We start from the raw sequence: 19844 nt of genomic DNA on the forward strand, positions 1-19844 counted from the left end.
AACAAAAATCCTTCGAAAATAAATTCGAAGGATTTTTCATTATAAATAAAAAATTATTGAAAAATTAAAATTAATTATAATGTTGTTAAATCTAAACCATTAACTGTAGACCAATTTCCACCTGGGATAGAAACTTTGGTAACTGTAGCAGTTTGAGAAATTGTTTTTGGTGCTGTAGATGTAAATCCTACATAATACCAAGCTAAATCGTTATCAGAATTTACCGTTCTGATTGGTGAAACTGTTACTTTCCCTCCTAAAACCTGAGACACATCTGTTGGAGAGTCTTGAATTACAATTGGATAAGCACTTTTGCCACCTGTATTTTTGTAACCTTCTATATATACATTGCTAAATTTTCCACTACCATGTTTTTTAAATTGTATTGCAGAAATTTCTGTAGAACCTGCAACTTCTGGATTTGTACCGGCTGCTCTAATCAAAGTAATTCCAACAACTTTTGGTGCATTAGCAGAAGCATTATTAGAGGATTCAATTTCCATTCCAAAATTACCTGTTCCTGTTTGATATGCGAACCAATTGCTATTATCTTGTCCGTACCAACCATCTTGCCAGTCAAAAGAATCATCAAAATTTCCGTAAGAAATGAAGTTTTTTGCACTTACAGTTCCTCCAAAAAATTCTACACCATCATCTGTTCCTTTGTAAGATACGATATTTTCTAAGATAGTTCCTGCTCCTACGGCATAAAATGTTAATCCATTAAATTCTGAACTTCCATCTCCAATTTTTTTACCACCATATTCTACTCTTATGTAGCGAAAAATACCAGAGTTAGAGCCGATATCAGATCCACCGTATATTTGGTTCAATCCATCTTCAGATGTTGCAGTAGTTCCGCCACCATTTGCAAGAATTGGTGCATCTCCGTATACTGTAATACCACACCAACCTCCAGGAATTTTGTCTGCAGTAGTAAATACAATTGGTTTTGAAGCTGTACCGTCTAATGCTGCTTTAGATCCTTTTAGAAATATTAAACCACTTGTAGTAGTAGTGCTTGCTGTAAAAGTTGCACCTGGCTCTATAGTTAATTTTACTCCGTCTGCAATTTTCACAAGACCTACCAAATTGTAGTTTCCTTCTTTTATCAATAAATCTTTGGTGATTGTACCAGATAGAGTGCCACTGCCGCTTAATTCATTTCCTACAATAGTAGTTCCAGATTGAGAAGTTGGAGAATCCGAATCTTCACGTATTTCTATGCTACAAGATTGTAAAGCAAAGGCGAAAATTGCCGATAATGAAAGTAATTTTAAAGTTCTTGTTTTCATTTTAATAATTTTTTTGATTTAATTAAATTGTAATTTATATAGATATTTATGTTTTATATTAAAAAGTGTATGCTACACTAAAATTGAAAGAAGTTCCACGTTTATAATCTTCCATTAGCAAAGTATTTGATAGGATATCCACCTTACTATTTTCACCTAATTCTAATCTGTAAGTAGAATCTAGAATATTTAATATTCCCAATTTTGCAGTTACATTTTTAGAAATTTCTGTTTGTAGAACAAGATCTAATTGATGGAAAGGTAATTCTATCACATTGTCCAAATTCCCAAAACCTACACCGTATATTTTTTTACCAGAAACATTATAAACTAAAGATGCTGTACTTTTCAATCTGCTTGCATTTTTAAATTCATACTTCAAATCTGCATTCACAATCCAAGGAGCTGCACCTTGTAGTGTTCTTTTGTCGTTAAAGTTTGTCTCGTTTATCTGATCAATAGAGCGTTCTACATCAGAATATAATACAGTTGCATTGGCGCCTAAAGAAAAATTGCTTAAACTTTCTGAAATTCTATCTAAGCCAACATTTACTTCTGCTTCTGCACCAAATAAGGTTGCCGATTTAGCATTAAAAAATGTAATTACCGTTCCAGTAGAATTTCCAGATGCGATGTAACTTCTTTCTATTGCTTTATCTATTTTTTTACCAAATATATTTAAAGCGATAAGTTCATTATTTTTCGGAAAGTATTCAATCTTCAAATCTACATTGTAGTTTTGGCTATTGTCTATATTTGGATTTCCTACAATATTGTTGTTATCTGGACTGATATATTCTATCGGCAAAGTTTCGATTAATATAGGTCTGGTAATAGTTTTACTTCCTGCAAATCTTAAATTCAATTTAGAATTAAGAGATTTTTTCACCGCTAAAGATGGAAGGAAATAGGTTCTGTTTTTTTCAATATTTCTAAAGCTGCCATTAATATCATCAGAAATAGATTTGTACCTGATAATCGACATATCATTCTCTGCACGCAAACCTGCAAGTACATCCCAAGAATTATCTGGTTTGTAGTTGATGCTTGTGTATCCTGCATTTACAAATTGATATAAAAAGTTCTTATAATTTGGTTGGTCACTTTCTTGAAATGTGAATAAACCAGCATTGTTTTGTTGTTGCAAAAGTGCATCTGGTTGATCTATATTTAAAGTATATGGCGAAGAATTTTGCGTTCTAGAGAAAACAAATCTATAAGACATGTCTCTTTTGTCTGCAAAACCATTGTAGCCAGCTTTTACAGTAATAGGATAGTAATTATCATCTTCATTCTTTTTGCCCAAAGAAAGTTGGTATTCCGCATTTCCAGAGAAATAATTATCACCTTTTAAATCTAGGTATTGACGGATGAAATTGTTTCCACCATAGCTGAAAAGTATCGTGTTGTCGCCATTTGGAACTCCGTAGATTGTTTTTCTATCTGGTTGTGAAAAATAATTGTTCACCCAACTTCCACCTGCTTTTAATAATTGTCTTTCACCAATTTTTTGGCTTACCAATACTTGTATATCTGTCAAGCGAGAAATATCTTGCTGATTGGTGCGAAAAAACTGAATATTATCTTGCAAATTATCCTTAAAACCTAAATTATCTTGAATTTGATTTTCAGAATTTTGTAGAAAAGAACCAATAATATCTACTTTGGTGCTTTTATTTTTAAAATTTAGACCAAGAAGCGCATTAGATTGCAAATTATAATTGTATTCTGTTTTTCTCAATTTATTTTTATACTGCCCACCATTATCAAAAAGGTTGTCATTTCCTTCTCTGTATTGGTACTCGCTGCTTTGGTTTAAATTAAAAAGAAAACCAAATTTATCATTATTCTCTGCACGGAAAGTCCTTGCAACCGTTAAACCTATCGCTGTATTTGGCAAAGATTTTACGCTATTTACATTCCAAGTATCTTGGAAAGATGAGAATGGTATTGTAGTAGAACTTGGTCGGAAACCTTTGATTTCAGCAGGCAGTTGTCTGTCTTCACTATTTAAACCAACGTAACCTTCCATGGTGTAAGCGTTTTCGTTAATTTTAAAATTATTTCGAAAACTGCTTAGCGTATTTACTCCTACAGAAAATTCTATTTTTGTGATGTCTTTTTCTGGTACCAAAGTTTGGATATCAAAAGTTGCACCAGCAAAATCTCCAAACAAATCTGGTTGATATGTTTTGTAAATATCTAGTTTGCTCACAATATCTGTAGGAAATTGATTGAGCGCTATAATTTTTTGGAAAGGATTGTTGGATGGGGTTGCCAAACCATTTAAAAGTAGATTGTTGTATCTTTCTTCCAAACCTCTCACAAATAAACCTCTAGATTCTACAGTATTTATACCTGTAATTTTCGTAAGTCCTTGTTCTAAATTTGAAATCCCTTTACGAGATATTTCTTCAGATCCAATAGATTGTTTTTGAATGATGGCTTTCTTTTGATCTAGCAGAATAGCAGTTTCTGTAGATTTATTTCTGCTGCCTTGTATCAAAACACCTTCTACATTCTGTTCTTTTCTTATGGTATCTTTTTGCGTATTCTGTGCAAATACTACCGTTGTAGCACCAAATAAAAATAAAACGCCTATACTTAATTTCCTTAGTTTCATTGCTTATTATATCTGAATATTTATAAGTGCAAAGAAATAGACTTCAAGATTAAAATAGATTGATACAAGTTTAACAATGTATGAACGTTGTTTGAACAAATCCGTACCAATGTTACATTAAGGTTAATAATCTTAAATTTGTAAAAAGACCATCATTTTTTTGTAATTTTGATAGTTGAAACTAAAACATGGGAAACAAGAAAATTTTGCTGATAGATGATGAACAAGATATCTTGGAGATTCTTTCTTATAATTTGAAAAAAGAAGGATATGATGTGTATACTGCTATCAATGGTACGCAAGGAATTAATATGGCAATAGAAATAGAACCAGATTTAATACTTTTAGATGTCATGATGCCAGAGAAAGATGGCATAGAAACTTGCCAAGAATTAAGACAAATAAAAAAATTGCAAAAAACCTTAATCGTGTTTTTATCTGCAAGAAGCGAAGAATTTTCTCAATTAGCTGGTTTTGATGCAGGCGCGAATGATTATGTCGTAAAACTCATCAAACCAAAAATTTTAATTTCCAAAGTAAATGCACTCTTCCAATTAACGGCGCAAGTGTATGATGATGCTAAAAAAATAGTAATTGGTAATTTAACAATAGATAAGGATAACTTCAAAGTTTTGCAAAATGGAAAAAGTTTTCTTTTGCCCAAAAAAGAATTTGATTTGCTATTTTTACTAGCTTCAAACACAGAAAAAGTTTTCAAAAGAGAGGAGATTTTAGAAAAAGTTTGGGGAAATGATGTTGTAGTTGGAGAGCGAACCATAGATGTTCACATCCGAAGATTACGCGAAAAATTGGGAATACAATCCATTCAAACGCTAAAAGGAATTGGCTACAAATTAATTTCTCAATAATTCTCATCCTTAAATTTTTTATTATTGAAATCTAAAAAATTAACTTTCGCCGCTGCATTTTTCCTAACATTGGTGATGATGTTGGTTGTGTTTACTTTTAGATGGGTTTCGAATTCAATTATATTTTCTGATCAAGATTATTGGTTGACAGTCACTTTTTCTATCAGCATTTTATTTGTCATTAATTATATCGTTCTCAATTTTTTGTTAAATTATTACGGCAATAAACAAATCAACGAAATTTCTACCATTCTTCCTTTTGAACTTTATGAAAATGACAATGAAACTTTAACTTTCAAATCTTTTAATGAAAAAGTTTCCGAATTAAGTGAAAAAAGAGCATCCGAAATGGATACAATGCGAGAAATGGAGACCTACCGAAAAGAATATGTTGGCAATGTATCTCATGAATTAAAAACGCCATTATTTTCTATTCAAGGTTATGTAGAAACATTGATAGAAGGTGGAGTAGAAGATTTAAGTATCAGAGATAAATATTTGGACAGAATTGATAAATCTGTAGAAAGATTATTAAATATTGTGAAAGATTTAGACATGATTAACCAATATGAAGCTGGAGAAATTAATCTGAATATTTCTAATTTTGATATCAATCTGCTTATCAAGGAAATAAAAGAAATGCTAGAATTTGAAGCCGAACAGAGAAATACAATTGTGAAATTGCAGACCACGCAAACGCAAACATTTGTAGAGGCAGATAAGCAGAAAATAGCACAGGTTCTTATTAATTTAATCTCCAATGCAATATACTACAGCAATAGAGAAAAGGCCCAAATTACCATTACAACAAGTATTCTTCGCAACAAAGTCTTTGTAGAAGTGAAAGATAATGGAATGGGAATAAAACAGGAAATTTTGCCGAGAATATTCGAAAGATTTTACAGAGTAGAATCTAGTAGAAGCAGAAGAGAAGGTGGTTCTGGTTTAGGACTTGCCATCGTAAAACATATTTTGGAAGCACACAACCAAAACATTTCTGTGGAAAGTGTCTATTTAGAAGGAGCGAAATTCAGCTTTATGCTAGATAAATCCGTTAATTATTCATAAACTTTCTAAATTTTGAAAAAAAAGTGATAAAATTTTTTTTCAATTTTTCAATTATTCTATATTTGCAAAAGCAAACAATAATCAAATTTTTAAAAATTCAATTTTAAATGGTTTTCAAAATCAGAATAATTTTAGACTCAAAAGAAGATGTTTTCCGAGATGTGGAAATTAAAGGAAAACAAACACTTTGGAATCTACACAACGGAATAAAAAGCGCTTTCAGCTTAAGTGGAGAAGAACTTTCAACTTTTAATCTTTTAGAACCAGATGGTACGATTGTAAAATCTGTGCCTCTAGAAGATATGAGCGATGAAGGAGATGGCGAAATAATGAGCGACATCTACATTAGCGAAGCCTTTGAAAATGTAGGAGATAAAGCTCAATTTCAATACGGTTTTATAGATTTATGGGAGTTTTTCTGCGAATTGATAGAAATAAAAGACGATAAAAATGGAATAAACTATCCAATCACCATTTATCGATTTGGTAGTGTACCCATGAAAGCTCCAGGAAAACCAGCTGCTGGAAAAAAGAAACCTTCGATAATCGCGATAGACGACGATTTTGGAATGGATGAATTTACAGATGGCTACGATGATGAAGAAGACGATTTTGATGATGAAGAAGACTTCGCAGATGATTTTCCAGAAGAGGAAATATAAAATAATTTCAAACCCTGATTTTTTCAGGGTTTTTTTGTACTTTGTCATTGATTTTAAATCTAACATAAAATAGTAATGAACTGGAAACATACCACAAATATCTACGAAGTTAATATTCGTCAATATACTATTGAAGGTACTTTCAAGGCTTTTCAAGCACATCTTCCGAGGTTGAAAAAAATGGGTATAGAAACCATTTGGTTAATGCCGATCACCCCAATTGCCGAAAAAAATAAAAAAGGAACCTTAGGAAGTCCATACGCTTGCAAAGATTACAAAAGCATTAATCCAGAATTTGGGACTTTAGAGGATTTTAAAAATTTAGTAAATGAAATTCATCAATTAGATTTAAAAATAATCATAGACTGGGTTGCAAATCACACCGGTTGGGATCATATCTGGACAAAAACGCACCCAGAATATTATAAAATAGATCCTAAAACAAAAGATTTTCAAATCGCTTCTGGAATGGACGATATTATTGAATTGGATTTTAACAATTCAGCATTGCGAAATTCCATGATTAAAGCGATGAAATTCTGGGTGAAAGAATTCAATATAGATGGTTTTCGCTGTGATTTGGCAACTTGGGTAAAAGTTGATTTCTGGCAAGAAGCTAGACCAAAATTGGAAGAAATTAAGCCGCTTTTTTTCATTGGTGAGTATGATGAATTGGAAAATCCGGAATACGGAAATGTTTTTGATGCCAGTTACTCTTGGAAATGGATGCACAAAACCGAAGATTACTGCAAACAGAATTTGGCGCTGCAAGATTTGAGACATTTGCTAATACAATATTCCGCAATTGGAGACCAATCTATGCGAGCTTGGTTCACGAGCAATCACGACGAAAATTCTTGGAACGGTACAGAATATGAAAAATATGGGGAAATAGCGCTTCCATTAGCGGTTTTTTCTGCAACTTGGAATGGGATTCCATTGTTGTATTCTGGACAAGAATTGCCAAATAATAAGCGTTTAGAGTTTTTTGAAAAAAATGCTATAGAATGGAAAGCTTCCTTTAAATTAGAAAATTTTTATACAATTTTATTCAATTTAAAATCAAAAAATACCGCATTAAAGGGCGGAGATCAAGAAACTAAAACTTACTTTGTGAGTACTTCTGCAGATGATAAAATTCTAGCCTACTTGCGAAAAAATGGAAACGATGAAGTTTTGGTTTTGTTGAATTTTTCTAAAGAAGAGGTGGATTTTAGAATTAATGATGAAATGGTTTCTGGAAAATTCACAGAGATATTTAGCAAAAGTAAAATAGATTCTGACAAAGAGAAGGATTTCAATTTGAAAATTGGTGGATATTTAGTTTTTGAAAAAGAGCAATCAATTTAATAGGAATTGCTTATTTACCATATTTTAAAATATAATTCTTCAAGGGCTTTTGCCGACATCTATTAATTTAACCAATGAAAAAATCTGAAATTTTAAATATTGTACACGAAAAATTAGATTTAAAAATTAAAACTTTAGAAAATCTAATTGCAGAAACGCGTGCTTCCAACAACGAAACTAAATCTTCGATGGGAGATAAGTACGAAACTACGCGTGAAATGGTGCAACAAGAAATAAATAATCTTCAAGTTCAATTGAATGAAAATTTGCGTGCTAAAACTGTTTTAAAAAATGTGTCTACTGATTTACAAACGAAAGTAAAATTGGGTTCTTTGGTAGAAACAGAAAATGGTTTCTTTTACATTGCTATTTCTTTGGGTGATATACTATTTAATGGCAAAAAAATCTATCTAATTTCAGAGGAAAGTCCCTTGGCAAAAGCGATGATTGGCTTTAAATCTGGCGAAATATATGTTTTAAATAATGTGAAGCAGAAAATTTTAAAAATTTGGTAAAATGAAAGTAAACTTGACGCGATAAAAAAAATCTTTTTCTTCCTTTTTTTTCTACATATTTTTTCAAATGCAACAGCACAAAAAATTACTAAGCTAGTTGCAAACGTGAAAGGAAATTCGATTGATTATATTGAAATACATACAGAAGATTATTTATTTGTATTAAGTGGAAACGGTCAGATTTCTTCTATTTCTACCCCTATATTAAATGGGAATTTAGATTATTTTAATGATCCGCATTATCAAAAAGAAAAATTTGGACAATTGCAAAGTATCGACAATCAACAGATAGATTATTGGCTTACTGCTAATGAAGCAGATGCAAGATTTGGTAAAGTAAAGAGAATTGGCAACATTGATGTTGATTATTGGAACAGTTTAAATTACGAAAGAGATAAATTTGGTTAAGTAAAAACCATTGGAAACATTCCAATAGATTATTGGGAAAAGTTTGGAACCGACAGCAATGTCAATGGAAAAATAAAAAGTATTGGGAATATTTTCTTAGAATATTATCTAAATGAACCTTTGAATAGTGGTAAAACTGGTAAATTAAAAACTTTTGGACCAATAGAATTTGATTATTGGAATGATTCTTTTAATCAGCAAGGTAGATTTGGAAAATTAAAATCAATTACGGGAAATAGCGAAAAATTACTTGTGCAATTTAGAGATTTCACTATTTTTCAAAATGGCAAAGTAATATCCTATTAAATTTATTATTTTTACAAACAATATCATTTTTCAAATCATTAATTACAATTTTAATGCAAAATTATTTAGATCTTTTAAAACATATAAAACAAAACGGAACCGATAAAACCGATAGAACCGGAACCGGAACTCGCAGCGTTTTTGGCTATCAACTGCGCTATGATCTTTCCGAAGGTTTCCCGATGGTTACTACCAAAAAAGTGCATTTAAAATCTATTATTTATGAACTGCTTTGGTTTTTAAAAGGTGATACAAACGTAAAATATTTGCAAGATAATGAAGTGAAAATCTGGAACGAATGGGCAGATGAAAATGGAGATTTAGGACCAGTTTACGGTGCGCAATGGCGAAGTTGGGAAGGAGCAAATGGAAAAATGGTGGATCAAATTTCTGAAGTAATAGATCAAATTAAAAAAAATCCAGATTCTCGTAGACTCATCGTTTCTGCTTGGAATGTTGCAGAAATTCCAAACATGGCTTTAGCACCTTGTCACGCTTTATTTCAGTTTTACGTTGCAGATGGAAAATTGTCTTTGCAATTGTATCAAAGAAGTGCAGACGTGTTTCTCGGCGTTCCGTTTAATATTGCTAGTTATGCGCTTTTATTAATGATGGTTGCGCAAGTTTGCGATTTAGAAGTTGGAGATTATGTACATTCTTTTGGCGATGTTCATATTTATAACAATCATTTTGAGCAAGTCAACAAACAACTATCTCGAACGCCAAAATCCTTACCAACCATGAAATTGAATCCAGAAATAAAAGATATTTTCGATTTTGATTTTTCAGATTTTACTTTAGAAAATTACGAACCTTATCCTGGAATTAAAGCGCCAGTTGCAATTTAGAAAATTCATTAAATTATATATATTAATGAAGAATAAAATAAAAAAACCAAGTAAATTAAAGATTGATGGTCATCTAGACATCACCGTTCATAATAGAAAAATAAAATATTAAGGAAAAAAAATTACACAGAATCAAGTATTAATACACGGAGATTCAAAAGGGTTAAAATCTTTCTCTAAACTTTTGTTAAAATTATCAAAATTGAATCAGGAGAGTATTGAAGATAATATTTTACCAATTGGTGCAAGAGAACATCTTCATTTAATTCCAAACTTAGAAATATCAAAAAGTTCTGTAGAAGTGATTTTAGGAAGACTTGATGCAAAAGGAACTGGTAATTTTTATGAAGATTATAATCCAAAAAATAATAAAAAATGAAATCACTAAAAATAAACCTCGAAGAAAATACCGATTTCGGTAAATTAATGGAAGTTTTATACCAAATAAAAGGTATTAAATCAGTAGAAATATTAGATGAAGACAATTCTGAAAGTGATCTAAAAAAAGCCGTCAACAAAAGCAAAGAACAACTAAAAAGCGGAGATTACGAATCTTTTGTGAATGATCTTTTCGAAACTTTTGTTAACAGGGAATCCAATTCTAAACGATAGATTTTAGATACGATTAAAAATATTTATTTAAACGAAAAAACTCCTCATTGCTCTTGGATTCAAAAGATTATCCGGCGTAATATTTTTCCGTAAAAGGTGCTGCTAAAAATCTTGCAACTTTAAAAACTTTAGCTACAGCTTTGAAAAATCTATTTTTTAGAATTAAAAATGAGGCTCTAAATGCTTTAGATTTATCAAATTCAGAAGATGGAAAAATGTTTGACGTCCGAAAAAGGTTTCAATAAGAAACAAGTAGTTTTTACTTTAAGATTATTTATTTTCAAGCTTTGCCAACATTGGAAAGGTTATTTTTAATTAAATTTTCAGAAATTTAAATTTTATTTTAAAATATTTCCTCTTGGCTGGTTGCCTTGTATCAATACTTTTTCAGTATGAAGAAATTCGGCAGCATTTCTAGAATCTTCCACTTTAGTTGCCGATCTTTTTAGCATTTCTTCTTCAAACTGATTTAAAACGGAAGTTCTTATTCCATTTTTTCGCCAATCCGAGTTTTTACAATTTTTAAGTATCAACTTTGCCAAATTCAAAGCATCAAGCAGCGCCTGGTTTGCACCCTGACCTTTAAACGGACTCATTGGATGAGCAGCATCGCCCAAGAAAGTGATTGTTTTATTTTTTTGCAAAATTTCTATGTTTAATAATTCCCGATCATAAACTGGATATCCGGAAATAAGATCTTCCGAAGTTGCAGAAATAATTTCAGGAATTGGTGCGTGCCAATTTTTCACTCTTTCAAAAACATCTTTTTTCAATACTTTAGAACCTTTTTCGCTTAGAATTTTCGCATCTTTTTCAGAAATTTGATAACTGAATTGCCACATAATTTCGTCTTGAGAATAAGGCATCATATACATTCTTTCTATTCCATTTGCAGTTTGAAATACGGTTTCAGAATCTAATAATATATTATCTACATTTTTTATCTTATCTAAAGAGCAAATTCCTAATATTACGATACAATCCAAATATCTCAACGGAAATTCACTTTCATCTATCGTTAAACTACGAACGGTACTACGAATTCCATCTGCTCCAACTATTAAATCTGGCTTGGTAAAAACAGATTTTCCTTCGTTATTAAATTCTATTTCTATACTTCCGTCTTCACAATTTTTTAAATTTAACAATTGATGTCCCCATTTTACAGTATTATTTGCATCTAGTTGATTTAATAATTCTAATCTCAAATTTTGTCTGCCAATGTGAATGTTTTTTCGCCGAGAAATGTAGTTTGTATTTTCTCCCAACCATTTTCGCATTCCCCATTCACCAAGAATTTTACCCTCTTCATTGTGAACAACATGTCTGGTAGAAATTAATCCCTTAGATAATTTTGAAATTCCAAGAGCATTTATTGCTTTGCTGGCTTGCTGTAATGTTAAACCATATCCTTGCTTTCTTGAATCGAAACTTATATCTTTTTCATATAAAATAAATGGTATACCGCGATGCAAACATGCTGCTGCCAAAGCAATTCCACCAATTCCTCCGCCAATAATTGCTATTTTGGGTAGAGTTTCAAAATTTGGAGGTAGATTTTGGTCGGCGCGTAGAATTCCGGTTCCATCGCAAATTTCACATTTTAAAAGTGGGTTTTCTGGAGGAACTGGTTTTGCGCCTTGTTGATCAGAATCTTGGTAAAATTTCAATTGCTTTTCATAGCGCAATTTTATTTTCTTCCTAATACGAAGTCTGTTTTTTCCAATGCCATCGCAGTCTTCACAATATTTCCAGAAATTTTGACTTTCGTTTTTCACTTTTTTAATTGTTTCTACTTTCGTTTTAAAATTAATTATGGAACGGAAGATAACAATTTTGTTAATATATTCTTCTATTAAAATTGAAAATCTTCCTAAATTTCCGTAAATTTGGATAAAACAAAAACTGAGATGGCGTTTATAGATTATTATAAAATTTTAGAAATTGCTAAATCTGCCAAAGCAGACGAGATAAAAAAAGCGTACAGGAAATTAGCACGAAAATATCATCCCGATCTTAATCCCGATAACAAAGAAGCAGAAAGAAAATTTAAAGAAATAAACGAAGCCAACGAAGTGCTCTCAAATGTAGAAAATCGGAAAAAATACGATCAATACGGGGAAAATTGGAAGCATGGTGAAGAATATTCCAAAGCTCAAGAACAACAGAGAAAATACAATCAACAAAATCAACAGCATGATTTTGGACAAGGAGAAGATTTTTCAGATTTTTTCAGCAGCATGTTTGGCGGTAGTGGTGGACAAACTTCTGGTTCTGGTGGAAATTATAGAGGTAGTGCTTCTGGAAAATACAAAGGACAAGATGTTTCTGCAGAACTCAATTTAAGTTTAGAAGAAGCTTCAAAAACACACCAACAAACCTTTGATATCAATGGGAAAAAAGTGAGGATTACCATTCCTGCTGGAGTTGAAAATGGACAGAAAATACGTTTGAAAAACTATGGGAATCCTGGAGTAAACGGAGGTCCAAATGGAGACTTATTAATAACATTCCATATTCTTGCAGATGCGAAATTTACCAGAGTTGGGAATGATTTAAAAATGGAACAAGAGATAGATTTGTATTCTGCAATATTAGGTGGAGAAGTTATTATTAATACTTTTGATGGCGATTTGAAGTTGAAAATAAAACCGGAAACCCAAAATGGAACTGCAGTAAGATTGAAAAATAAAGGTTTTCCAAAATACAAAAAAGACAATGAATTTGGTGATCTATACATCACTTTTCAAGTGAAATTGCCTACTAATTTAACAGAAAAAGAGAAAGAACTTTTTCAACAACTTAAAAATTCTTAATCATGGAAAATAAAATTTCAAGAGAAGAACTCATAAAAATTTATAAGGTAGAAATTACTTTTTTTGATCGTCTAGAAGAGTGCGGCCTTTTGCAAACGATAGAAGAAAATAATACAAAATATTTGCTATTTGAAGAAATAAATAATTTTGAAAAATTTGCAAATTTCCATTATGATTTGGAAATAAATCTTCCAGGTTTAGAAGTGATCCATCAATTGCTGCAACAAATAAAACTTTTGCAATCTGAAAACATTAGCCTTCAAAATAGAGCCAATTTACCAGAATATTTTGAAGATTTCTAAAAATTAGTCATAAAAAAATCCTCAAATTTTGAGGATTTTTTTTTAAATAGTTTCTTATATTAATCTAGCCAACCTTGCTCTTTCATCCAATCATCATTATAGATTTTTGCTACATATCTGGATCCGTGATCGTGTAATAATACGACGATAATATCATCTTTTGTAAACGTGTCTTGCATTTGCTTCAAAGCACTAATAGCGCTACCTGCAGAATATCCACAGAAAATACCTTCTTCTTTTGCCAATTTTCTTGCCCAGATTGCACCGTCTTTATCAGTCACTTTTTCAAAATGATCGATAACAGTCATGTCGTAATTTTCTGGAATGATATCTTCCCCAATTCCTTCTGTGATATAACTATAGGCATTTTCAGGATTCAAAATTCCTGTTTCATGATATTCTTTTAAAATAGAACCGTAAGTGTCTATTGCTATATTTTTGATGTTAGGATTTTTTTCTTTCAAAAACGTTCCAACACCAGTAATGGTACCGCCAGTTCCTGCTCCTGCTACAAAATGCGTTAATTTTCCTTCCGTTTGTTCCCAAATTTCTGGCGCAGTTTGCTCGTAATGTGCAGTTCTGTTGGAGATATTATCATATTGGTTCACATACCAACCATTTTCTGTTTCTGCCGCCAATCTTTTGGAAACAGAATAGTAAGAACGTGGATCTGTAGGTTTAACATCTGTAGGACAAACAATTACTTCTGCACCAACTGCTCGCAAAATATCGCATTTTTCTTTAGATTGTTTCGCATTTGTAACGAAAATACATTTGTAGCCCTTCACAATTCCTGCAAGAGCAAGTCCCATTCCTGTATTTCCAGAAGTTCCTTCTATGATGACACCTCCAGGTTTTAAAATACCGCTTTTTTCCGCATCTTCCACCATTTTCACTGCCATTCTATCTTTTACAGAATTACCAGGATTAAAAGTTTCTACTTTTGCCAAAACTAAGGCTGGAAAGTCTTCTCCCAAAACCTTGTTTAATTTTACAAGTGGCGTGTTTCCAATTGTTTCTAATATATTTTCTGCGTACTTCATGAAATAATTTTTAAAAAAATAATCCCGAAACTATTCAGGATTGCAAATTTACAAAAAATTGATTGGTTTACTATGTAGAATAATATTCTCCTCAATGTTTTATTTTTTGAATTTAGATACTATAAAAATAATTAAACCAACAACTAACGCCATTAGTATAAATGCCCACCACATTCCTGCTTCAAATATAGTTCCAATAGCATCACAACTAGTTAATGTCAATAATAGAAAAATGGACAATGTAATAAAAGTATATTTTTTCATAATAAATTTTTTAATTAATTTTTGTTGATTTGAGTTAACGAAATTCAAACGCTTTTTCAAATGTAAATTAAAAAATTATTTCTGAATAAATATGGTGTAAATTTTATAAGAATTTTGAATAGAATTAAAAAATAGTAGGTTTTTACTCCTAATATTTTTTCCCTTTATTTATATTTTAAGGATTTTACAGGAGAAATTTTACTGATGTAATGGCTTGGTAAAATCATTGCGACCGCGGCAATAATTAGAATTCCTATTGTAATTCCCAAAATCATAAAAATATTTAAGTCTACGGGAACAACGCTTACATAATATTGCTCTGGATTTAAGGTAATGATACCAAAAATTTTCTGAAGACCCAACAAACCAAGACCAATTGCATTGCCAATAAAGATGCCGGGAATCATTATCAATAGCGTGTAATTAATAAAAATTGTTCGTATTTGTCGGTTCGTTGCACCAAGAGTTTTTAAAATTCCAATAGAATTTGTGCGTTCAATAATCATAAAAAACAGAACCATAATAATATTGATAATCACAACGATGACCATTAATAAAATAATAATTCCAATATTATTATCAAAAAGTTGAATCCAATCTACGATTTGCGGATATTTTTCAGTGGCTTTTTCTGCAAAATTTTTGATGCCAGAAAGTTGTTCAATTTTTGGAAAGACTTCGTCAATATCATTAATGTTATTAAGGAAAATATCTACGCCGCCAATTTCATTGTCCTTCATGTCCAAAATCTTACGAGCTTGGTTGATGTCTCCAAGTACATAATTATCATCAATCATCTTGATGTCGGTTTTATAAATACCTACAACCTCAAATTTTCGGTAAATTGGTTGTTGATTTTCTCTAGAAAATATGGAAACGATAGAATCTTTCACTTTCAGATTCAACTCTTTAGCTATCTTTTGAGAGATAGTAACTGTATTATTATAACCTTTTCCCGTCACTTTTGGAGTTGTACCTTCCAATAAAAATTTTTCAAATCTTTCGTGATCAAAATCTTTGTCAATACCTTTGTATACGATGCCTGCAAAATTATTCTCAGTCCGGAAGATACCAATTGCAGCTGTATAATTTTGTATTGTACTTACTTCTGGAAGCGCTTTTATTTTTTGTAAATCCAGACCTTTTACATCCAATACTGAAGAATTGTAAGAGGCATTGGATCTGGTAGATTTTACAGAAATGTGCCCACTAAAGTCTGCCATTCTCTCTTTGATGGCTTTTTTGGAACCCAAACCAACGGAAAACGTAATTAAGGAAACAATGATGCCCAAAGCTACAGAAAGCCTACCAATAAAGATAATAACCCGTGAGAGATTATTTTTATTATCTTTGGAACGTGCTATTTTATTAGAAAAATATAAAGGAAATTTCAAGATGAAGAATTTATCTGTCAAAATTAAATATTTAATGCTGTTCTGCCTAATTTTTTTAGGACTTCCGACCGCTTTTGCCCAAAATTTAGATAAAAATTGTTTTAAAACAGGAGCAGATCGTCCAGAATTGTATCTACCGCTCTTAAAAGGAAAGAAAATAGGAATTGTGACCAATCAAACTGGCTTGTTAAAAGATAAAACACATTTGGTAGATTTTTTGGTGAAAAACAATATTGAAATCACCAGAATTTTTGCTCCAGAGCATGGTTTTCGTGGTGATGCAGATGCAGGAGAGCATGTAAAAAATGGCGTTGATAAAAAGACGGGAATTTCTATTTTTTCTTTGTACGGTGCTAATAAAAAACCTACAGCGCTGCAAATGAAAGGTATAGATATTGTGCTTTTTGATATTCAAGATGTTGGTGTGAGATTCTATACCTATATTTCTACATTAAGTTATGTGATGGAAGCTGCAGCAGAAAATGGAGTAGAAGTGCTTGTATTAGACCGCCCAAATCCGCACGATGGATATATAGATGGACCAATTTTAGAAAAGAAATATACCACTTTTGTAGGTTTGCATCCAGTTCCAATTGTTTATGGATTGACGATTGGAGAATATGGCAATATGGTGAACGGCGAAAAATGGTTAAAAAATGGTATCAAGGCAAAATATTCTGTAATACCAATGCAAAATTATCATAAAAACCAACGCTACGAAACTTTGGAAAGACCATCTCCAAATTTACCAAATGATAAAGCTATAAATCTCTATCCTAGTTTATGTTTTTTTGAAGGAACAGAAGTTTCTGTAGGACGTGGAACAGATTTACCATTTCAGATTTATGGTTCGCCTTTCACAAAAAATCTACCCTATACGTTCATTCCAAAACCTAATTTCGGGGCGAAAGATCCGCCAATGAATGGGCAAATTTGTTTTGGTGAAGATCTGAGCACAAGCAAGGAAAATTTAAAAGAAATAAATTTAACCTATTTAATTAATGCATACAAAAACTACAAAAATCCTGCGAAAAGCTTTTTCTTATCAAATCTTTGGATAGATAAATTGGCAGGAACAGATCAATTGAGAAAGCAAATTATCGCGGGAAAATCTGCTACAGAAATCAAGGAATCTTGGGAACAAGGTTTGCAACAGTTTGAAAAAATTAGAGAAAAATATGTGATGTATGAAGATTAAATTGCGCTTGCAGATCGCAAATTATTAAAATCTTTTAATCAAATTTCTCTGGTGGAAAATCATCATCTTTATTCTTGTACAGAAACCAAACACCAATGGTTAAGCCTACAATTCCTGCGGTGGCATTCATCAAAGCGCTAGATAATTTGTCTTCATTTTCATTACCAATGTAATTCATCAAAAAAACTATCACAAAAGTAATAGCTGCGAAAATCCAATATTTTTTACTTTTTATGCTGATCATTTATCTTAATTTATAACTTATCATTATTCCACCTTTATAAGGCAAAAACTCGCCGCTTTTATTCAGTTTTTCAGCCGCATCATACCTTGTCAAAGTCGTAGGTGTCTCTTCGTATCCGCGGTAAAATGATTGAACTGTGCCGCCACCCAAAAATATATCTATATTCCAATTTTCTCGCCACTGGAATTGATAACCAACCGTAGCTCCAAATGTTAGGGCGATTCCTTTTTGATATCTACTCGTATCAAAATAATTATATTTTGTAACATCAAATAGACCTGAACCTGCATTTAAACCGACATACCAATGTTGGAAAGCTTCTTTAAAATAATATCTGCCTTCTACATTACCAAAATAAATTTGCGCATGATTGCCAGAAATAGATTTCCAAGGTGAAATAAGGAAATCTCCTTGCAGCGTATATTTTGAAGAAAGTTGATATTCCAAACCAACATTGATAACTCCAATAGGAGCCAGTAATAAATTACCTTTTACAAAAATAGAATTTTCTTTTTGTGAAAAACAAAACAAACTCGAAAAAGTGAGTATTAACAGTAATGTTTTTTTCATACATTACTGTATGCTTTGCAGTAGTTTCTCTGCAAGTGAAGAATCTTTTTGGCTAGATTTTGCCAACTGAATAGAATGTTTCGCATATATTTTCGCTTCTTGCTTTTTACCAGCTTTTAAATATAAATTTGCTAGAATATACGTGCTTTCAGAGGTTTCAGATTGCATTAAAATTTTTTCTGTCCACATTGTTGCCATTTTTATAGATTGTGGATCTGTTGCTTTCTCAGAGAAAATCCATGCTGCTTTTAATACTTCTGTTGGTGGAAAACCATCAGGATTTTCATATTGTTTCAATGCAGCTTTTTCATACAAAGGAAAATTATCAGAAAGCTCGTAATAATTTAACTTTAATTGATTTAAAGTTTCCAACGCCGCTTCTCTTCCAATAATTGGTGTGGCTTGAGCAAGAAATTGATCGTCTTTTATTAATTTAGATTTTTCGTCTATGGCTTCAGACGTTATTTTACTCATCAAAATTTGATTTCCAAAATCTGTGTAATCTTTTTCTGGGACAATCTTCAAAATCTCTGACTTATCGCTCACAAAATTTTTATAATTAACGTCCTTTTCATCCTTAATGAAGTATAAAAGAAAACCTACTTCATCTTTGGTATATTCTTTATTTATTTTGTTTTTAAAATACCTTTCCGATGCTCTCTTGGCTAATTCATAATCAGTATTTGCATACGTTTGAATCATTTTTGCAAGAAATTCTAGGTTTTTTTCACCTTTTTCAAATTTAGCTTTTAAAGTTTCACCAATACCAATATTTGCTTGAGCTTCTTGCCCAATTTGCAAAAAATTACTTTCAGATTGATAGCCCATATTTTTTGTAATCACTTGGCCATCTCCGTCTATAAAAAAATAGGAAGGGTAAGATCGCACCGCGTATTTTCTGGCAAATTCAAGACCTTCGCCTTTTTCCATATCCAATTTTGCATTGATGAAATTTGCATTATAGAAATCTCCTACAGATTTAAGTGGAAATATATCTCTATCCATCATTTTACACGGTCCACACCAAGATGCCATTGCATCCACAAAAATTAGTTTTTTTTCTTTTTTAGCTTTAGCTAATAATTCTGTAAAGCTTGAATTTTCAAATTTTAAACCTTCTTGTGCGAAAAAAGATATTGAAAAGAGAAGTGATAGTGCTAAAAATATATTTTTCATTAAAAATTTTTAAGATGGGTAAAGTTAATTATATTAAATTAATTTTTCGATTATCGAGCTTCAAAATTGATACCACAATTTTTTATCATTAATATAAAAACAAAAAACCCGAACTTTCATTCGGGTTTTGTGGTCTCTCCAGGGTTCGAACCAGGGACACATGGATTTTCAGTCCATTGCTCTACCAACTGAGCTAAGAAACCATTGGTTACTTGTTTAGAGTGGTGCAAAAGTAGTATCTTTTTCTATACAAACCAAATCTATCACGCATTTTTTTTAAA

22 protein-coding genes and 1 tRNA gene are annotated in these 19844 nt (G+C 31.5%); 13 read left to right on the plus strand and 10 right to left on the minus strand.

The features are described 5' to 3' along the window. Positions 1-74 precede the first annotated feature (74 nt). On the minus strand, positions 75-1295 hold the full coding sequence (locus HNQ03_RS10670; RefSeq protein ID WP_173779670.1) for a hypothetical protein: 1221 nt from the start codon (positions 1293-1295) through the stop codon (positions 75-77). Between the two features lie 58 nt (positions 1296-1353). Then, entirely contained in the window at positions 1354-3918 is a 2565-nt protein-coding gene (locus tag HNQ03_RS10675; protein WP_173779671.1) for a TonB-dependent receptor plug domain-containing protein, read from the minus strand. 188 nt (positions 3919-4106) lie between these two features. Between HNQ03_RS10675 and HNQ03_RS10680 the strand changes: the two genes are divergently transcribed. The 10 genes from HNQ03_RS10680 to HNQ03_RS10725 all read left to right on the plus strand — a co-directional run bounded on the left by HNQ03_RS10680 (position 4107) and on the right by HNQ03_RS10725 (position 10556). After that, entirely contained in the window at positions 4107-4787 is a 681-nt protein-coding gene (locus tag HNQ03_RS10680) for a response regulator transcription factor (RefSeq protein WP_173779672.1), read from the plus strand. Between the two features lie 24 nt (positions 4788-4811). Next, on the plus strand, positions 4812-5855 hold the full coding sequence (locus tag HNQ03_RS10685) for a sensor histidine kinase (RefSeq protein WP_173779673.1): 1044 nt from the start codon (positions 4812-4814) through the stop codon (positions 5853-5855). Positions 5856-5962: 107 nt separating this feature from the next. Beyond that, positions 5963-6517 (plus strand): IS1096 element passenger TnpR family protein, encoded by a 555-nt coding sequence (locus HNQ03_RS10690; protein ID WP_173779674.1) that lies wholly within the window; start codon positions 5963-5965, stop codon positions 6515-6517. 75 nt (positions 6518-6592) lie between these two features. Further along, a complete protein-coding gene (locus tag HNQ03_RS10695) occupies positions 6593-7867 on the plus strand; it encodes an alpha-amylase family glycosyl hydrolase (protein WP_173779675.1) in 1275 nt (424 codons plus the stop codon). A gap of 74 nt (positions 7868-7941) precedes the next feature. Beyond that, positions 7942-8382, plus strand: a complete 441-nt coding sequence (locus tag HNQ03_RS10700; protein WP_173779676.1) for a GreA/GreB family elongation factor — start codon at positions 7942-7944, stop codon at positions 8380-8382. Positions 8383-8487: 105 nt separating this feature from the next. Continuing rightward, positions 8488-8790: a hypothetical protein gene (locus HNQ03_RS10705; RefSeq protein ID WP_173779677.1), complete on the plus strand. Its 303-nt coding sequence runs from the start codon at positions 8488-8490 to the stop codon at positions 8788-8790. A gap of 120 nt (positions 8791-8910) precedes the next feature. After that, complete coding sequence (locus HNQ03_RS10710) at positions 8911-9096, plus strand: hypothetical protein (RefSeq protein ID WP_173779678.1); 186 nt, start codon at positions 8911-8913, stop codon at positions 9094-9096. Between the two features lie 53 nt (positions 9097-9149). Then, on the plus strand, positions 9150-9944 hold the full coding sequence (locus tag HNQ03_RS10715) for a thymidylate synthase (RefSeq protein ID WP_173779679.1): 795 nt from the start codon (positions 9150-9152) through the stop codon (positions 9942-9944). A gap of 142 nt (positions 9945-10086) precedes the next feature. Continuing rightward, complete coding sequence (locus tag HNQ03_RS10720) at positions 10087-10323, plus strand: Imm32 family immunity protein (RefSeq protein ID WP_449528472.1); 237 nt, start codon at positions 10087-10089, stop codon at positions 10321-10323. Beyond that, the gene (locus HNQ03_RS10725) at positions 10320-10556 is read left to right on the plus strand and encodes a hypothetical protein (protein ID WP_173779680.1); all 237 of its coding nucleotides are present in this window, start codon (positions 10320-10322) and stop codon (positions 10554-10556) included. The genes HNQ03_RS10720 and HNQ03_RS10725 overlap by 4 nt, the downstream gene beginning before the upstream one ends. A 338-nt stretch (positions 10557-10894) precedes the next feature. On the opposite strand, the gene HNQ03_RS10730 is transcribed toward HNQ03_RS10725, so the two are convergent. Beyond that, positions 10895-12334 (minus strand): FAD-dependent monooxygenase, encoded by a 1440-nt coding sequence (locus HNQ03_RS10730; protein ID WP_317170372.1) that lies wholly within the window; start codon positions 12332-12334, stop codon positions 10895-10897. Between the two features lie 132 nt (positions 12335-12466). Between HNQ03_RS10730 and HNQ03_RS10735 the strand changes: the two genes are divergently transcribed. Both HNQ03_RS10735 and HNQ03_RS10740 read left to right on the plus strand, forming a co-directional pair. After that, positions 12467-13372: a DnaJ C-terminal domain-containing protein gene (locus HNQ03_RS10735; protein ID WP_173779681.1), complete on the plus strand. Its 906-nt coding sequence runs from the start codon at positions 12467-12469 to the stop codon at positions 13370-13372. Positions 13373-13374: 2 nt separating this feature from the next. Beyond that, the gene (locus tag HNQ03_RS10740; protein WP_173779682.1) at positions 13375-13674 is read left to right on the plus strand and encodes a chaperone modulator CbpM; all 300 of its coding nucleotides are present in this window, start codon (positions 13375-13377) and stop codon (positions 13672-13674) included. 59 nt (positions 13675-13733) lie between these two features. Here the strand turns inward: HNQ03_RS10740 and HNQ03_RS10745 are convergent, their stop codons facing one another. The 3 genes from HNQ03_RS10745 to HNQ03_RS10755 all read right to left on the minus strand — a co-directional run bounded on the left by HNQ03_RS10745 (position 13734) and on the right by HNQ03_RS10755 (position 16375). Further along, positions 13734-14717, minus strand: coding sequence for a PLP-dependent cysteine synthase family protein (locus tag HNQ03_RS10745; RefSeq protein WP_173779683.1), 984 nt, complete (start codon positions 14715-14717; stop codon positions 13734-13736). A gap of 99 nt (positions 14718-14816) precedes the next feature. Then, positions 14817-14981 carry a phosphatidate cytidylyltransferase gene (locus tag HNQ03_RS10750; protein ID WP_173779684.1) on the minus strand — a complete coding sequence of 55 codons (165 nt, stop codon included), beginning with the start codon at positions 14979-14981 and terminating at the stop codon, positions 14817-14819. A gap of 164 nt (positions 14982-15145) precedes the next feature. Beyond that, positions 15146-16375: an ABC transporter permease gene (locus tag HNQ03_RS10755; protein WP_173779724.1), complete on the minus strand. Its 1230-nt coding sequence runs from the start codon at positions 16373-16375 to the stop codon at positions 15146-15148. A 34-nt stretch (positions 16376-16409) separates the two neighbouring features. Between HNQ03_RS10755 and HNQ03_RS10760 the strand changes: the two genes are divergently transcribed. Continuing rightward, positions 16410-17573, plus strand: a complete 1164-nt coding sequence (locus HNQ03_RS10760) for an exo-beta-N-acetylmuramidase NamZ family protein (protein ID WP_226927495.1) — start codon at positions 16410-16412, stop codon at positions 17571-17573. 34 nt (positions 17574-17607) lie between these two features. Here HNQ03_RS10760 and HNQ03_RS10765 read toward each other — a convergent pair whose 3' ends face one another. From HNQ03_RS10765 to HNQ03_RS10780, 4 genes are all read right to left on the minus strand, one after another. Continuing rightward, positions 17608-17817 (minus strand): hypothetical protein, encoded by a 210-nt coding sequence (locus HNQ03_RS10765; protein WP_173779686.1) that lies wholly within the window; start codon positions 17815-17817, stop codon positions 17608-17610. After that, positions 17818-18387, minus strand: a complete 570-nt coding sequence (locus HNQ03_RS10770) for a DUF3575 domain-containing protein (protein WP_173779687.1) — start codon at positions 18385-18387, stop codon at positions 17818-17820. A gap of 3 nt (positions 18388-18390) precedes the next feature. Then, a complete protein-coding gene (locus tag HNQ03_RS10775) occupies positions 18391-19563 on the minus strand; it encodes a thioredoxin family protein (RefSeq protein WP_173779688.1) in 1173 nt (390 codons plus the stop codon). 130 nt (positions 19564-19693) lie between these two features. After that, positions 19694-19766, minus strand: a tRNA-Phe gene (locus HNQ03_RS10780). Positions 19767-19844: the final 78 nt, after the last annotated feature.

Origin of the sequence: Frigoriflavimonas asaccharolytica (assembly GCF_013294015.1) — a bacterium.
Taxonomy (GTDB): Bacteria; Bacteroidota; Bacteroidia; order Flavobacteriales; family Weeksellaceae; genus Frigoriflavimonas; species Frigoriflavimonas asaccharolytica.

Bases quoted from the DNA above. Each gene is read 5' to 3' on its own strand.
- HNQ03_RS10760 (WP_226927495.1), top strand. From the start codon at position 16,410: ATGCTGTTCTGCCTAATTTTTTTAGGACTTCCGACCGCTTTTGCCCAA.
- HNQ03_RS10725 (WP_173779680.1), top strand. From the start codon at position 10,320: ATGAAATCACTAAAAATAAACCTCGAAGAAAATACCGATTTCGGTAAA.
- HNQ03_RS10770 (WP_173779687.1), bottom strand. From the start codon at position 18,387: ATGAAAAAAACATTACTGTTAATACTCACTTTTTCGAGTTTGTTTTGT.
- HNQ03_RS10750 (WP_173779684.1), bottom strand. From the start codon at position 14,981: ATGAAAAAATATACTTTTATTACATTGTCCATTTTTCTATTATTGACA.
- HNQ03_RS10740 (WP_173779682.1), top strand. From the start codon at position 13,375: ATGGAAAATAAAATTTCAAGAGAAGAACTCATAAAAATTTATAAGGTA.
- HNQ03_RS10675 (WP_173779671.1), bottom strand. From the start codon at position 3,918: ATGAAACTAAGGAAATTAAGTATAGGCGTTTTATTTTTATTTGGTGCT.
- HNQ03_RS10700 (WP_173779676.1), top strand. From the start codon at position 7,942: ATGAAAAAATCTGAAATTTTAAATATTGTACACGAAAAATTAGATTTA.
- HNQ03_RS10765 (WP_173779686.1), bottom strand. From the start codon at position 17,817: ATGATCAGCATAAAAAGTAAAAAATATTGGATTTTCGCAGCTATTACT.
- HNQ03_RS10695 (WP_173779675.1), top strand. From the start codon at position 6,593: ATGAACTGGAAACATACCACAAATATCTACGAAGTTAATATTCGTCAA.
- HNQ03_RS10745 (WP_173779683.1), bottom strand. From the start codon at position 14,717: ATGAAGTACGCAGAAAATATATTAGAAACAATTGGAAACACGCCACTT.
- HNQ03_RS10690 (WP_173779674.1), top strand. From the start codon at position 5,963: ATGGTTTTCAAAATCAGAATAATTTTAGACTCAAAAGAAGATGTTTTC.
- HNQ03_RS10775 (WP_173779688.1), bottom strand. From the start codon at position 19,563: ATGAAAAATATATTTTTAGCACTATCACTTCTCTTTTCAATATCTTTT.
- HNQ03_RS10670 (WP_173779670.1), bottom strand. From the start codon at position 1,295: ATGAAAACAAGAACTTTAAAATTACTTTCATTATCGGCAATTTTCGCC.
- HNQ03_RS10715 (WP_173779679.1), top strand. From the start codon at position 9,150: ATGCAAAATTATTTAGATCTTTTAAAACATATAAAACAAAACGGAACC.
- HNQ03_RS10735 (WP_173779681.1), top strand. From the start codon at position 12,467: ATGGCGTTTATAGATTATTATAAAATTTTAGAAATTGCTAAATCTGCC.
- HNQ03_RS10680 (WP_173779672.1), top strand. From the start codon at position 4,107: ATGGGAAACAAGAAAATTTTGCTGATAGATGATGAACAAGATATCTTG.